Here is a 15,356-nt window from a genome sequence, read left to right as displayed (position 1 = left end):
CCAGTAGGCCGTCTCCTTGGCGATTCTGCCGTCCCGGAATTCGAAGATGAACACCGTTTCGTATGCGGACCGTTGTAGTCCAGCAGGGCTTCGGCCACCTCCAGGTTCCCGCCGCTCAGCATCCGGCGCGGTGTGATGGTGGGCAGCTGCGGGAAGGCGTTGTAGATTCCCCGCCGGTTTTCCGCGCCGCGCACAACTTCCCCGGATTGCGGCCAATGCATCACGGCGTCGTTGTGAAACAGCTCGTCCATGACCTCAATGCGGCGGTCGTTGATGCACGCGATCAGCCGGTTGACCACGTTCTCATTAGCGTTAATGGGCTGCCGACATGACAACCCAGATCATCAACGGATCCGGCGACCAGGCCCCCAGCATTGACGACTGGAAGCGCGGCAGGCTGCTCACCGCCACGGACACCCGGACCAACAACGGTACCAAAGGCACGCCGAGCCTCGTGGCAGACGTAGTGGGTGACTGGCGCGAGGAAATGCTGGTCCGGACGGCCGACAGCTCAGCGCTCCGCATGTACCTAAGCACCGAAGTGACCAACCACAAGCTCTACACGCTTATGCACGACCCCCAGTACCGGGCGGAGGTAGCCCGGCAGAACACCACCTACAACCAGCCGTCCTACACGGACTTCTATCTGGCCTCGGACATGGACTTCGGTGATGTGCCGCTGCGCACGGCCTGGCTCCCGGGCAGCGTGAAGGCCCTCCATCAGGCTTTGGAGGACCTGGTTGAGTCCGGCGACGTGGCGGGCCCGGTCGCAAAGCAGCTGGCAGCGGGTGTGCAGCAGGCGGCAAAGGCAGTGGACGACGGCGATGCCTCCCAAGCGGCGCACGCCATCCAGCGCTTCGTGAAGTTCCTGGACCAGCAAAAGAAGCCCGATCACGTATCCGAGGTGGCACGAACAGTACTCGACCACCAGGCCGGAAATATTCTCCGGGCATTCGAAGGCTAGGAAGGCGAAAGCACGGCAGACTGTTGAAATGACTCTCTCACCGCTCATCATGCTCAATGACGGCTACAGCATCCCGCAGCTGGGGCTCGGCACCTGGCCGCTGGACGACGAACAGGTGACTGCCGCCGTCGTACAGGCCCTGGAAGCCGGGTACCGGCACATCGATACGGCAGTGAAATACGGCAATGAGGAAGGGGTCGGGAACGGCATCCGCGCAGGCGGGGTGGACCGAAGCGAAATCTTCGTCACCACCAAGCTGGACGGCCAGTTCCAAGGCGAGGACCGCGCGGTGGCGGGGTTGGAGGGGTCACTGACCCGCATGGGGCTGGACTACGTGGACCTGCTGCTGATCCACTGGCCGCTCCCTGCGCGTGATGATTTCGTCTCGACGTGGAAAACGTTTGAGCGGCTGCAGGCGGAGGGCAAAGTCCGGTCCATCGGCGTCTCCAACTTCAAGCCGGCACACCTGGAACGGCTGCTGGCCGAAACCGACGTTGTGCCTGCAGTGAACCAGATCCAGCTGAGCCCGGCGATTACCCGCGAGGCGGAACGGGAGTTCAATGCCGGGCATGGAATTGTCACGGAATCGTACAGCCCGCTGGGCGGGTCGGGGGCAAGCCTGCTGACCGCTCCCCTCCTTTCGCAGCTTGGTGAAAAATACGACAAGACCCCGGCTCAACTGGTGCTGCGCTGGCATATTGAGAAGGGACTTGTAGTCATTCCAAAATCTGGAAATCCCGAGCGGATGCAGGAAAACCTGGACATCTTCGATTTCTCCCTGGATCGGCAGGATCTCGCGGAACTTGCCATCCTGGACGAGGGGCCCGGCGCCGGCAACGATTCGGACTCAACAGGGCACTGAGAGAGGGCCCGAACAGGCTTTCCGCGGGGATTCAGAGTGGCGAAAAGAAAGTAAGCATGATTAGTATTGGGGCAGAGGGATGAAGCGTGCCCGGGATCGGGCACCTCCCTGATGTAGGAAGAAGGAACGACAAAATGGGTTTCTTTGCATTTTTGATTCTTGGCCTTATTGCCGGCGCGATCGCTAAGGCGATCCTTCCGGGCAAGCAGGGTGGCGGCTGGATCATCACCCTCATCCTGGGCGTCGTTGGTGCGTTCCTCGGCGGCTGGCTCGGCGGGATGATTTTCGGTACTGGCCTGCAGGAGTTCTTCTCGCTGCAGACCTGGCTGCTCGCGATCGCCGGCTCGATCATCGTGCTGCTGGTTTACGGCATGATCACGAAGCGCAGCGTCCGCAGCTAACTTCGTCACCGGCATGAATACCGGCCCTGGGACAACATCCCGGGGCCGGTTTTCTTTCCCCGGCCAAGCGGATCGGGGACCGACACCTTCTCAACGAGCAGGAGTTCACCATGAAATCAAAACTTCTTTTAGGTATTGGCATCGCGGCAGGTTACGTCCTGGGATCGCGGTCCGGCCGGGCGGCGTACGACAAGCTCAAGGCCAGGGCGGCGAGCATCTGGGACAGCAAGCCGGTCCAGGACAAGGTCAGTGCCGCCACGGAGGCCATCAAGGAGAAGGCTCCCGAGGTGGCAGACCAGCTCGGTGAGGCCGCGCGCCGGGCGGGCACGGTCATCGGCTCGGCCGTCCACCACGACACCGCGTCGGGTGACGGCAAGTCCAAAGCGTCCGACGCCGGCACCTCCGTGGGCGCCTCCGGCACCGCTGCGTCTGGCAGCGCTGCGGCCGGCAGCGCTGCGGCCGGCGGTACTGCGGTGGGCGATCACGTTCCCGCCCACAGCACACACCCGGAAACGGTGAACCTGGGGACATCGGACGTTGAGTCAGACCCCGCATTCAATGACAACCAGGGCCAGGACTGGTCCGGTGAAGGCGGCGCCACTCCTGGCGGCGCAGCCACGAACGTTGACCCCCGGCGGGAATGATCCGGGATCGTTGCCGGGACGTTACGCGGGATTCGCCGTGTGACACGGAAGGCACGTTGAAATTGTGCTAAAAATGGTCGTTGCTGGCCGCCGCGCTCCTTGGGGGACGCGGCGGCCAGCCACGTTTCACATCATGGCCAGATGCCGTCTCAGGTGACCAGCTCGGCAGCACCGAACGAGACGCTGAACTGAACGCACCACAGGTCAACTGACGGGTACTTCGACAGATCAACGTCGGCGGGAATCCGGTAAACCTGATTGCCCTGATTTCCCTTGATCAGGCCGAGGTCGTAGTAATCAGCGGAGCCGGCGGTGAACCAGCCTGCCGTCCCTTCCACCACGTGGGCGGCACTTAACCAGACGTGCACATCCGGACCATTGGACGTATCGAGGTTTTCGAGCGTGAGCAGCCTGACGCCGTCAGGCTGCTGTACGATCCGGACAGTTCCCGTGGTGGCGTGTTCATGGCTGATCAGCGTACCCACAGCAAGCTGCACCGGGCCTGCAGGCATGGGTGCCGGAGTCGGCGCCAAGGGTGTAGGCGGAGTCGTTTGTGTTTGCGCTGGACTGCTGGCCACGATGGGGAGCTGTTCATCCACTCTCACGTCCACAAAGAGAAGCCAGGGCTTGAACAGCACAAGCCCAATCACCAGCCCTACCGTGGCAAGGGCCGCCGCAGCGATCATCCAGGTCCGGCGTCGGTTTGGACTCTGCTTTCGACTCATGGACTTTCCGCTCATGGAATCATCGTCCGCGTATCCGGCGACTGGCGCAACGCATCAGCCGTAGCCGGAATTTGCGGCTTTTTGGAGCTCAACCGCAGTACTGGCTTAAATGTCGTACCCCCTTGGCAGAGTATTCCCATGGAAGCTTTCGGGGATCAACTCGCGGACGGCGGTGACACCGCCATGCTGACGGCCGACGCCGGACTGGCTGCGGCGATCGCCTCGGTGAACGCTGCCGCCTCGTCTGCTCCCGGGACCCTGGCGATGACCAGCTACGTCGAAGCCGCCGATTTCGCCAGCCTCGTCGAGGACCTCTCCCGGACCGTGGACTACCTCCAGATCCTCGCCGCGGGCGCCGTGGACCGCACCCGCACCCAGGCCATCACCACAGCGGCAGCCACCCGGACCACCTGGGACTGGGTCACCGGGTGGGACAACGGCGTCGAAGCCCTGAACGAAACCGACGCCGCCTGGCCCTCCGGGACCACCGCGGAAATCGCGGGGACCACCGCCGGGAGCACCCGGGCCGTTCCGGGGTCACCGGCCGATGACGGCTGCAAGAACACCGCCGAATTCCTGCGCCTCCGGCTCCGGATCGGGCGCAGCGAAGCCCAGCGCCGCATCCACCTCGCCCACAGCATCCTGCCCGCAACCACCCTCACCGGAGACCCCGTACCCCCAATGAGGGAACACCTCGCCGCAGCCCTCACCCCCGCCTCCACTACCGGCAGCCCGGCAGAGACCAGCGGCGACGCCGACACCGACGACCTAATCCGGCCGCACGCCGTGCCAGGGTCCGGGCCCGTGGTCTCCTCCCGCGCCGGGACCATCATCAGCGCCACCCTGGACCGCCTCAAACACCACACCACCCCGGAGAACCTGGACCGGATCGAACACGACCTCACGCACACCGCCGCCACCACAGACCCCGATTTCCTGACCCGCGTCGCCCGCCGCTGGGCCGACACCATCGACGCCGACGGCACCGAACCCATCGAAGAAGCACTCCGCCACACCCAAGGCGCGTTCATCCGCAAACCCCGCCATGGCCTCCACCACCTCGAAATCTTCGCCACCACCGACCAATACGAACACCTCGCCACCGTCATGAACGCCGCCACCAACCCCCGCACCACCACGGGCACAGAAACCGGCACAGAAACCGTCGCAGCCACGGGCACGGAAGCCGCGTCCGGGAGCGGCGACCCCGGCCCCGGGCAGGGCAACAATGTCTGGCAGGACACCGACCTCGATCTGGACCGGCGCACCCGCTCCCAGAAACAACTCGACGGCATCGTCGGCGCCCTCAAAGCCGCCCTCAGCACCAACTTGCTGCCCACCAGCGGCGGGAACCGCCCCCAGATCCTCGCCACCATCAACTACCACGACCTCCTCCCCCACCCAGCCACAGCCACCGGCGCTGGCGACGGATTGGCGGCAGGAACAGGCACAGACAGCAACAGCGGTAATGGGATTAGCACGGCGGCGCAGGTACTGGTACTGGTCTTGGTATTGGCACGGGCAGCTTCACGTTCACCGGGCCCGTCGCGGCAACCACCCTCCGCAAACTCGCCTGCGACGCCGACATCATCCCCGTCCTACTCGGCACCAACGGCGAAATCCTGGAACTCGGCCGCAAAACCCGGCTCTTCACCCCCGCCCAGCGCCTCGCCCTGACCGCCCGCGACCAGGGCTGCACCTTCCCCAACTGCACCATCCCAGCGCCCTGGTGCGCAGCCCACCACATCACCTACTGGTCACGGCAAGGCCCCACCAACGTCGGCAACGGCGCCCTGCTCTGCTCCCATCACCACCACCTCATCCACAAAGAACAATGGACCATCCACACCCGCAACGGCGTCCCCTGGTTCACACCCCCACGCCACATCGACCCCGCCCAAAAACCCCAACAAAACCACTACTTCAAACCACCACCCCCACAACGCGAATAGACACTTCCACAGCGCGAAAAGGCGGCCACAACGCGAATGGGCAGCCGCCACCGCAGGAAGTGGTACCTGCCGGCGCACCCGTTACTAAGGCCGTCCGACTACGACGGTGCCGTCCAGTTCTTCCGAGCGGACAATCCTCACCGCGAAGCCCGCATGCGCCAGGATCGACGACGTCGCTGCGGACTGCCGCTCGCTGGTTTCGATGATGAGATGCCCGCCCGGTCGCAGCCATTCGTTGGCCACCGCAGCGACGCGGCGGTGGAACTCGAGTCCGTCCGTGCCGCCGTCGAGCGACCACAACGGCTCGTGATCGCGTGCCTCGTGCGGCATGGAATCGATAGCGCCGGTGGGGACATAGGGGGCGTTGACAGCCAGAACACGGATCCGCCCCTTGACGGCGGGCGGCAGTGCATCGAACAGGTCGCCCTGGTGGACCTCACCACCCACGCTGCCAATGTTCCGGCGGGCGCAGGCCACAGCAGCCGGGTCAATGTCCGCCGCATGGAGCTCCAGGCCCGCAATACTGTACGCGATGGCAGCACCCACCGCACCGGACCCGCAACAAAGATCCACAACAACGGAGGGCTCCAGGCCATCCTTGCCCTCCTGCATCGGGTCCGCCGAGAGCAGGGCTGCGGCCTCATTCACCAACAGCCCGGTCCGGCGGCGCGGAACAAAAACCCCGGCATCGAGCTCAATCCGGAGACCGCAGAACTCGGCCCAGCCCAGGATGTGCTCCAGCGGATACCCGGCAACCCGCCGCTCCACCGCCGCAGCGATTTCGGCCGGGCCGGACACCGCGGTGAGGAGAAGCCGGGCTTCCTCCTCCGCGAAGACGCACCCGGCGGAGCGAAGCCGCTCAGCGATCCCAGCAAGGGACTCAACATCCAATTCAGTGGCTGACATGGGTACACCTTCCGCAATCCGATGGGCGCCGAGCGCCGTCGCCCGCCTCTGAATGTACGCGAAGGTAGCCCCTGGCCGCCTGTCTAAAAAGACTGGATTTATTCAGTGCAAGCGCTTACAGTGTGGCGTGGTTCACCTGGCGATCGTTCCCTGATTGCCCGCACGAACCGCACATCTGACCACCAACTGACGCCACCACACTCGCATCTCCACAGCAGCCTGAACAGCATCGCCGCTACCAGGAAGGTCTCCTGACGTGAACACACGCACCCGCAAAGGCTCCATCCAACGCCTTAACCACCCGCTGACAACATGGCTGGGGCTGCTCGCCGCAGCCGTAGTCGCTTCCACTTCTGTCCTCCCCGTGCACGCGGCGCCGGACCCGAACGACCCGGGGTCGTCGTCGGCCCTTCACTCACTCCGTGCCCCTGTGACGGACGAGAATTTCTACTTTGTGATGGCTGACCGCTTCAGCAACGGGGACGCAACCAATGACGACGGCGGTCTGGGCAGCGACCCCATGGTGTCCGGCTTCAATCCCACAAAAAAGGGCTTCTATAACGGCGGCGACCTGGCCGGCCTGCGGGACAAGATCGACTACATCCAGGGCCTGGGCACCACGTCCATCTGGCTCACCCCCAGCTTCAAGAACAAGGCGGTGCAACCCGAGGACAAGTCAGCCGGCTATCACGGCTACTGGATCACCGACTTCACCCAGATCGACCCCCATCTCGGCACCAACGACGAGCTGAAGGCCCTCATCGACGAAGCCCACTCGCGCGGCATGAAGGTGTATTTCGACATCATCACCAACCACACCGCGGACGTGATCGGCTACGAAGAGGGCGCCCGCAAGACCTACGTTTCCAAGGACGCCGAGCCGTACAAGTCGGCTGCCGGCGACGAGTTCGACGACCGCGACTTCGCAGGCTCCCACGACTTCCCGGAGCTTGATGTCAAGACGTCCTTCCCTTACGTCCCCGTTCTGGATAAAGCCGAGGAGAACCTGAAGGTCCCCGCCTGGCTGAACGATCCCACGCTGTATCACAACCGCGGAGACACCACCTTTGTAGGCGAGGACTCCTACTACGGCGACTTCTTCGGCCTCGATGACCTCTTCACCGAGAACCCCAAAGTGGTGGACGGCATGGAGGAGATCTACAAGACCTGGATCGGCGATTTCGGCGTGGACGGCTTCAGGATAGACACCATGAAGCACGTCAACAACGAGTTCTGGCAGGAATTCGGCCCGGAGGTGCTGAGCTACGCGAAGGCGCAGGGCAAGGACGAGTTCTTTATGTTCGGCGAAGTCTTCGACACAACCAAGTCCTTCACCTCCCAGTTCACCACGCGCAACCAGATGCAGGCCGTGCTGGACTTCCCGTTCCAGGAGGCCGCCCGGAACTTCGCGTCCAAGAGCCAGGACACCCGCTCGCTGGAGACCTTCTTCGCCGACGACGACTGGTACACCGATGCCGATTCCAACGTCTACCAACTGCCCACCTTCCTGGGCAACCACGACATGGGCCGCATCGGCAGCTTCATCGCGGCCGACAACCCGGGCTCAGACGACAAGGAGCAGGTGGCCCGCGACCAGCTGGCCCACGAGCTGATGTACCTCTCCCGCGGCAATCCGGTCATTTACTACGGCGACGAGCAGGGCTTCACCGGCCCCGGCGGCGACCAGGACGCACGGCAGACGTTGTTCGCCAGCCAGGTGCCGGAGTACCTCGACGACGACCTGCTGGGCACCGACGCAACGCACGCCACCGACAACTTCAACGCCGACCACCCGCTGTACTCCAAGATCAGCCAACTCGCCGCCCTGACCAAGGACCACCCTGCCCTGCGCGACGGCGCCCACCAGCACCGCTACGCCTCCGTGGGGCCCGGGATCTACGCCTTCTCCCGCACCGATGCGGAGGACCAGCGTGAGTATGTCGTAGCCCTGAACAACAGCGAACAGCCGCAGACGGCCGACGTGCCCACCTACATCGGCAAGCGCAGCTACACACGTATTTATGGGAGCACAGGTGCAGGCGCGGACAATGTGAAGACCTCAGCGGACGGAAAGCTGACAGTCACCGTCCCGCCGCTGTCGGCCGTGGTCTACCAGTCATCGGGCCGCATTCCGCACTCCAAGGCGGCTCCCGCCGTCGCACTCCAGGAACCTGCCGCCGCACCGGCGGATAACGGCCGGATCAACGTGACGGCCGACGTCGGCGGTGCTTCGTTCTACGAGGTCACCTTTGAGGCCAGGACCGCGGGCGGTGGCTGGGAGCCGATCGGCACCGACGACACAGCGCCGTACCAGGTGTTCCACGAGGTTGCTGCGTTGGATGCAGGCACCGTCCTCGAATACCGCGCCACAGTGCTGGACAACGGGGGCCACCGAGCCACCAGCCAGCCCCGGGCAGCCGCAGTTCCGGCGCCGGTCCTGACTATCCAGAAGCCTCTGGAAGGAAGCAGCGTGGAGGGGGCCGTTGAGCTCAGCGCAACGGCCGATCCGGAAAAGTCCAGCCACGTGGTGTCCTTCGAGCGCAGCGTGGCCGGCGGCGAGTGGACGGCCGTAGGCTCCGATGACTCCTCACCGGTGTACTCGGTCACCGATGACCTGGCGGCACTCGAGCTCGCGGACGGCACCCAGGTGCGCTACCGCGCGGCCACGAGCGGCCCCGGCTTCAGCGTGGTCAGCGAGCCGCGGACAGTAACGGTGGGCGAGGCTCCGCAGCCGGATTCGGTGACCGTGGCCGGGTCGCTGAACTCCGAGATGGGCTGCCCTGCCGATTGGGACCCGGCCTGCACAGCGGCGTTCATGACCCTGGACCCGGCGGACAACATCTGGCGGCTGACGGTGGACCTGCCGGCCGGGCAGTACGAGTACAAGGCCGCGCTCAACGGCAACTGGGACGTGAACTATGGCGCCGGCGGAGTCCTTTTCGGCAGCAACATCGTGTTGGACCACCCCGGCGGGGCCGTCACATTCCGCTACGACAACAGCACACACGTCCTCAGCGCCGGGTACGCCTCGCAACAGCCGGGTGCTGTTGCCATCGCGGGAAGCGTGGACAACGAACTCGGGTGCGGCGTCGACTGGGATCCCACCTGCGACCAGGCCCAGTTGATTCTGGATCCGGCAACGCTGGTGTGGAAACTGTCCGTTCCGGACCTGCCGGCCGGGACGTATGAGTTCAAGGCGGCGCTGAACCGCAATTGGGACGTGAACTACGGGGCTGGCGGGGTGCCCAACGGGGCCAACATCTCCTATACGCACGACGGCGGCGCGGTCACCTTCCGGTACGACCACGTCACCCACCTGCTCACGGCGGGTTAGGGCCCAGCACTGCGTATCATCGCGATGCGGGGCGCCGGCGGTCGTTCCGAGGTTTCGGAGCTCCGCATGGTGACCCCGCTTTGCGGTCTGCCAGTTACTCCTGCAACAGCCCTGACGGATACTCAGCCTCTGGGCCAGCAGTTCCCCCCATAGCGGCGACCAGCCGTTCACGCGCGCGCCCAAGGTGTTCGTCCAGCAATTCGGCGGCGGCCTCGCCCTGGCCGCCCTCGATCAGCTCGAGGATCTTCTGGTGTTCGGCCAGTATCAGCTCCGTGTCCAGGAGGTGCAGTGACTGGACCCGGACCATACACAGCCGCACCTCACCCACAAGCGAGCGGTACATCCGGCTGATGCGCTCATTGGCCACTCCGTCGATCAGGCTTGTATGGAAACGCATGTCAGGTTCCACAACATCCAGCGGCGCGCCCGACTTCAATGCCGCGATATCGCGGTTGGCCTGGACAGCCCCTTGCGGCACGTCCTTGGTGCGCGCCAGCCGGCGGAGTACTTCGCTTTCCAGATAGGCACGGGCCAGGTAAATGTCCCGCACCGACTCCGGCCCCAGGTCCACAACACGTGCGGTCTTGTGCGTGCCCCGGTCCAGCAGCCCCTCCGCCACGAGCTTCTCAATCGACGCCTTGGCGGTGGGGCGTGCCACTTCATACGACGTGGCGACGTCTGTCTCAGTGAGCGCCTCGCCGGAACCCAGGTCACCCGAGAAAACGCGGCTCCGCAGATCCGCAGCGATCGCGTCCACGATGGAGACTGCTGCAATACGGCCAACCATGCGCGCATCCTCTCTGGACTAAAACCATCTGAACTAAACCCAATTCCTTCAATCTTGCCAGACAAGTCAACACATACACTTGACCAACATGTGTACTTGTTAGACAATCGGAGGGCGCCACGGTGTTGTGACGCCTAACACAATCTGGAGACACATGTTTCAGCAGATCCTCGACCCCATTGCCGGGTCCCTAGTGATTTCCGCCCTTTTCGCGGCGCTTCCCCTCGTCCTGCTATTTGTTCTGCTGGGCGTTTTCAAGGTCAAGGCACCCAAAGCAGCCCTGGCCAGCCTCGCCCTGTGCCTCGTGCTGGCCACCGTTGGCTGGCAAATGCCGGTCAACCAGGCCCTAAGCGCCACCCTGGCCGGCATCTTCTACGGCTTGTTCCCCATCCTGTGGATCCTGGTGAATGCGCTGTGGATCTACCGGCTCACCGTGGCCACGCCTTGGTTCGAAGTGCTGGGACGCACCATCCGTTCCATCTCGAACGACCTCAGGATTTTGTCCATCCTGATCGCCTTCTGCTTCGGCGCCCTGCTGGAATCCCTGGCCGGCTTCGGCGCCCCCGTGGCCATCTCCGCCGCCATGCTGATGGCAGCCGGAATGAAGCCGCTGAAGTCAGCAATTGTCTCGCTGCTGGCCAACACCGCCCCGGTAGCCTTCGGCGCGATGGCCGCGCCGATCATCGCCCTGAACGGCGTCACCGGCCTGCCGCTCAATGAGCTTTCCTCGATGGCCGGACGCCAGACTCCGTTCATAGCCCTAATCGTTCCGCTGCTGCTGGTGTTCATCGTCGATGGCCGGCGCGGAGTGAAACAGACCTGGCCCGTGGCCCTCGTGGCAGGCGTCGCCTTCGGTGCCGCCCAGTTTGTCACCTCCAACTACTTCGCCGTGGAACTCACCGACGTTGTGGCCGCCGTGGTCACAGTGGCCGCCGTGCTCCTGCTGCTGAAGGTGTGGCAGCCGAAAGAAACCGTCGGAATGGGAGGCGCCGTTCAGGCCGCCCCGGAAGCAGCTGAGGCAGCCGCCGTCGGTGCTCGCGCAGAAACCCCCAGCGCCCGCGCAAGTGCCGGTTCAGGGAGCGGACCCAGCTCAAGACGCTCTGCCGAACGGCCTGCCTCGGGCAGCGCCGTGCCAACTGACAGTGCTGTGCCAACTGATAGTGGGGCGCCTACCGATAACACCCGGCCCGAACCGCGGCAGATCTGGATGGCGATCGCCCCTTATCTGATCATCATCGCGGTGTTCTCGGTGGCCCAGATTCCGTTCGTCAAGGCCTGGCTGAGCCAGGTTGGCAGCGTCACGTTCGCCTGGCCCGGACTGGACATCACCGACTCGGCCGGCAAGCCTGTCGCGGCCACGAAGTTCAAGCTGGACCACCTCAAGGCGACTGGCACCCTGCTGCTGCTTTCTGGCCTGCTCACCATGCTGCTGTACAAAATCACCGCATCGCAGGGCCTGCGCATCTACCGGGACACCCTGGTGCAGCTGCGCTGGACCATCGTCACGGTCACCGCCGTCCTGGGCCTGTCCTTCGTGATGAACCTCTCCGGCCAGACCACTACCCTTGGCTTCGCGCTGGCCTCCGCGGGCGGTTTCTTCGCCGTCCTCTCGCCGCTGATTGGCTGGATTGGCGTGGCACTCACCGGCTCCGACACATCCTCCAACTCGCTGTTCGGCCAGATGCAAGCCACCGCAGCGGAGCAGACCGGTCTTTCTCCGGTGCTGATGGCCGCCTCCAACTCCTCCGCAGGGGTGATGGGCAAGATGCTGTCGCTGCAGAACCTGGCCGTGGCCTCGGCCGCGGTGGGCCTTGACGGTGCAGAGGGCACCCTCTTCCGGAAGCTCCTCGGCTGGAGCCTCGGCCTGCTGGCGCTCATCACTGTGCTGATCTTCCTGCAGTCCACCCCCGTCCTGGGCTGGATGGTCCCCTGATGGCACCCCTGGACTTGGCTGGCCTCCGCGCGGCGGTGAAGGATCCCGCCCAGGTGAAGACCCGGGCCATCGACCTGCACGCGAACGCCCATGACGCCTCGCATTTCCTGCTGATCCCGCAAGCTGTGGTCATGGCCGGGAATGCTGCGGAAGTGGGCGGGCTGTTGCGTGCGAGCGCTGCCCAGGGTGTGCCGCTGACCTTCCGCTCCGGCGGAACCAGCCTGAGCGGCCAGGCGGTCACCAACGGCGTGCTGGTGGACGTGCGCCGCAACTTCCGGGACATCGAAGTGCTCGACGACGGCGCGCGGGTCCGCGTCCAGCCCGGCGTCACGGTCAGGGCTCTCAACGCGAGGCTCGCCCGCTACGGCCGTAAATTCGGCCCCGATCCGGCCAGTGAGGCGGCGTGCACGATCGGCGGTGTGGTGGCGAACAACTCCTCCGGCATGAACTGCGGGACGGTAGACAACACCTACCGCACCCTGGAGTCGTTGACCGTGGTCCTGCCCTCCGGCACCGTGATCGACACCGGGGCACCGGACGCCGACCAGAAACTCCGCGCCCTCGAGCCGGAACTCTATGCAGGCCTGGCCCGGCTGGCGGAGCGCATCCGGAACAACCCCGACTCCGTCGACCGGATCAGGCAGCAGTTTTCCATGAAGAACACCATGGGCTACGGCCTGAACTCCCTGCTGGACTACACGAGCCCGGTGGACATCATGGCCCACCTGATCGTAGGCAGCGAAGGCACCCTGGGTTTCGTGGCAGAGGCGGTTTTCCGCACCATCCCGCGGCTCCGGCACGCCGCCGCGGGCCTGCTGGTGTTCCCGGACCTTGAAGCCGCCAACGCGGCCCTGCCCGCCCTCGTCGAGACAGGCGCCGCCACCATTGAGCTGATGGATGCTCTGTCACTGAGGGTGGGCCAGACGCTCAAGGGAACTCCCGCCGTCGTGCAGGACCTGACGGTCCGGGATCATGCCGCACTGCTTGTGGAGTACTCCGCCAGCAGCGCCGGACATTTGGCGGAGCTCCAAGTCAACGGCGAGGGCATCCTCCAGGGCCTCGGGCTGTCCGCTCCGGCCCGGTTCACCGGCGACTCCCACGAACGCGGCCAACTCTGGCAGTTGCGCAAGGGCCTCTACGCCTCCGTCGCCGGTGCGCGGCCCCAGGGCACCACCGCGCTGCTCGAAGACATTGTGGTCCCCGTCCCGGTGCTGGGCCGCACCTGCCGGGAACTGATCCGGCTTTTCGACAAGTACAGCTACGGCAACAGCGTGATCTTCGGCCACGCCAAGGACGGCAACGTCCACTTCATGCTCACCGACGGTTTCGCCACCTCCGCAGAACTCGACCGTTACAGCGCCTTTACCGAAGACATGGTGGACCTGGTCCTGGCCGAGGGCGGATCCCTGAAGGCCGAGCACGGGACAGGGCGCGTCATGGCACCCTACGTCCGCAGGCAATACGGCGATGAGCCCTATGACGTCATGCGCAGCATCAAGCGGCTGTTCGACCCAACCGGGATGCTCAACCCGGGCGTGCTTATGGACGAAGACCCCATGGCGCACCTGCGGCACATCAAGACCGCGCCGCCCGTCGCCGAGGAAGTGGACCGCTGCGTCTCCTGCGGCTACTGCGAGCCGGTGTGCCCCAGCAAGGACATCACCCTGACGCCGCGGCAGCGGATCGTCACGCTGCGTGCCATCGAATCCGCGCGGCTGGCCGGGGACACGGCGCTGGTCAAGGACCTGGAAAAGGACTACGAGTACGAATCCGTGGACACCTGCGCCGTGGACGGAATGTGCCAGACCGCCTGCCCGGTGGACATCAACACAGGATCGCTCGTAAAGAAACTGCGGAAGGCCGACGCCGGCCCACTCGCCAACGGGGCGTGGAATGCCGCCGCCAAGCACTGGGAAGGCGTCACCCGTGGCGCTTCACTGGCGCTGACTGTGGTGGACAAGCTCCCGGCCGCCGCCATCGCCCCGCCCAACAAGGCCGCGCGGGCAGTGCTCGGCACAGATACGGTGCCGCTATATTCCGCGGAACTGCCGGGCGGGGGTTCCGTGCGGAAGCGTCCGACGTCGGCGGGCAAGGTGGACGCTGTCTACTTCCCTGCATGCGTGGGAACCATGTTCGGACCCGCGGGTACGTCTCAGGACGGCCAAGGGCACGGCGTCCAGTACAGCTTTGAACAGCTCTGTACCAGGGCAGGGATTACGCTCCTTGTCCCGGAAGGGATCGATGGCCTCTGCTGCGGCACGCCATGGTCCTCCAAAGGTATGGCCGCAGGCCAAAAAACGATGCGGGAGAAGACTCTGGCAGTCCTCCGGGAGGCAACCAGGGACGGCGAGCTGCCCATCGTCTGCGACGCGTCCTCCTGCACCGAGGGCCTGCGCCAGGCCGTCGAATCGGACACGCCGGCAGCAGGGCAGCGTCCACTGCGATTGGTGGACGCCGTGGACTTCGCCGCGGAACAGATCCTTCCTGGGCTGCCCGACCACGGGAAGCTGGAGTCCCTGGCCCTCCACCCCACCTGCTCCTCCACCAGAATGGGCCTCAACGATGCCCTCGGAGCCGTCGCCGGCGCCGTGGCCGATCGCGTGGAGGTCCCGGAAAACTGGGGCTGCTGCGCATTTGCCGGGGACAGGGGAATGCTGCACCCGGAACTGACGGCATCGGCAACCGAGAAGCAGGCCACAGAGGTGGCTGACATGGGCGCCGCGGCGCACGCCTCTTGCAACCGGACCTGCGAACTGGGCATGACCAGGGCAACGGGTGCGCAGTACCGCCACGTGCTGGAACTCTTGGAAGAGGTAACCCGCTGACGTAGGGCCAAAGCAGGTTTCCG

Annotated in this window: 11 protein-coding genes and 2 pseudogenes; 9 read left to right on the top strand and 4 right to left on the bottom strand. The window is 65.0% G+C overall.

Features of this window, described 5'->3' with window-relative positions; all coding sequences use genetic code 11:
• Positions 1-113 precede the first annotated feature (113 nt).
• Positions 114-251, bottom strand: a pseudogene (locus tag NG701_RS21400) (nuclear transport factor 2 family protein); the annotation flags it as partial.
• 65 nt (positions 252-316) lie between these two features.
• Between NG701_RS21400 and NG701_RS13150 the strand changes: the two are divergent.
• From NG701_RS13150 to NG701_RS13135, 4 genes and pseudogenes are all read left to right on the top strand, one after another.
• Positions 317-964, top strand: a pseudogene (locus tag NG701_RS13150) (rhamnogalacturonan lyase family protein); the annotation flags it as partial.
• Positions 965-992: 28 nt separating this feature from the next.
• On the top strand, positions 993-1,826 hold the full coding sequence (locus tag NG701_RS13145) for an aldo/keto reductase (RefSeq protein ID WP_252568101.1): 834 nt from the start codon (positions 993-995) through the stop codon (positions 1,824-1,826).
• A gap of 134 nt (positions 1,827-1,960) precedes the next feature.
• Complete coding sequence (locus NG701_RS13140; RefSeq protein WP_248763117.1) at positions 1,961-2,227, top strand: GlsB/YeaQ/YmgE family stress response membrane protein; 267 nt, start codon at positions 1,961-1,963, stop codon at positions 2,225-2,227.
• Positions 2,228-2,337: 110 nt separating this feature from the next.
• Positions 2,338-2,871, top strand: a complete 534-nt coding sequence (locus NG701_RS13135; RefSeq protein ID WP_252568099.1) for a hypothetical protein — start codon at positions 2,338-2,340, stop codon at positions 2,869-2,871.
• A 149-nt stretch (positions 2,872-3,020) separates the two neighbouring features.
• Here the strand turns inward: NG701_RS13135 and NG701_RS13130 are convergent, their stop codons facing one another.
• Entirely contained in the window at positions 3,021-3,596 is a 576-nt protein-coding gene (locus NG701_RS13130; RefSeq protein ID WP_252568097.1) for a DM13 domain-containing protein, read from the bottom strand.
• A 138-nt stretch (positions 3,597-3,734) separates the two neighbouring features.
• Between NG701_RS13130 and NG701_RS13125 the strand changes: the two genes are divergently transcribed.
• Together NG701_RS13125 and NG701_RS21520 are read left to right on the top strand one after the other, a co-directional pair.
• Positions 3,735-5,273, top strand: coding sequence for a DUF222 domain-containing protein (locus tag NG701_RS13125; protein ID WP_252568094.1), 1,539 nt, complete (start codon positions 3,735-3,737; stop codon positions 5,271-5,273).
• Positions 5,183-5,548, top strand: coding sequence for an HNH endonuclease signature motif containing protein (locus NG701_RS21520; protein WP_308292603.1), 366 nt, complete (start codon positions 5,183-5,185; stop codon positions 5,546-5,548). Before NG701_RS13125 ends, NG701_RS21520 begins: the two co-directional genes overlap by 91 nt.
• An 84-nt stretch (positions 5,549-5,632) precedes the next feature.
• Here the strand turns inward: NG701_RS21520 and NG701_RS13115 are convergent, their stop codons facing one another.
• A complete protein-coding gene (locus NG701_RS13115) occupies positions 5,633-6,454 on the bottom strand; it encodes a putative protein N(5)-glutamine methyltransferase (RefSeq protein WP_252568091.1) in 822 nt (273 codons plus the stop codon).
• Positions 6,455-6,776: 322 nt separating this feature from the next.
• On the opposite strand from NG701_RS13115, the gene NG701_RS13110 reads away from it, so the two are divergent.
• Entirely contained in the window at positions 6,777-9,788 is a 3,012-nt protein-coding gene (locus NG701_RS13110) for an alpha-amylase family glycosyl hydrolase (protein WP_252568360.1), read from the top strand.
• A gap of 94 nt (positions 9,789-9,882) precedes the next feature.
• Here the strand turns inward: NG701_RS13110 and NG701_RS13105 are convergent, their stop codons facing one another.
• On the bottom strand, positions 9,883-10,575 hold the full coding sequence (locus tag NG701_RS13105) for a GntR family transcriptional regulator (protein ID WP_252568089.1): 693 nt from the start codon (positions 10,573-10,575) through the stop codon (positions 9,883-9,885).
• A gap of 154 nt (positions 10,576-10,729) precedes the next feature.
• On the opposite strand from NG701_RS13105, the gene NG701_RS13100 reads away from it, so the two are divergent.
• Together NG701_RS13100 and NG701_RS13095 are read left to right on the top strand one after the other, a co-directional pair.
• Positions 10,730-12,508, top strand: coding sequence for an L-lactate permease (locus NG701_RS13100; protein ID WP_252568088.1), 1,779 nt, complete (start codon positions 10,730-10,732; stop codon positions 12,506-12,508).
• On the top strand, positions 12,508-15,333 hold the full coding sequence (locus tag NG701_RS13095; RefSeq protein ID WP_252568086.1) for an FAD-binding and (Fe-S)-binding domain-containing protein: 2,826 nt from the start codon (positions 12,508-12,510) through the stop codon (positions 15,331-15,333). The genes NG701_RS13100 and NG701_RS13095 overlap by 1 nt, the downstream gene beginning before the upstream one ends.
• The last annotated feature ends 23 nt before the right edge of the window (positions 15,334-15,356 follow it).

The sequence above is a fragment of the Pseudarthrobacter cellobiosi genome (assembly GCF_023913815.1).
In the GTDB taxonomy this organism is placed as follows: Bacteria; Actinomycetota; Actinomycetes; order Actinomycetales; family Micrococcaceae; genus Arthrobacter; species Arthrobacter cellobiosi.
This window is presented reverse-complemented; position numbering and strand designations above follow the sequence as displayed.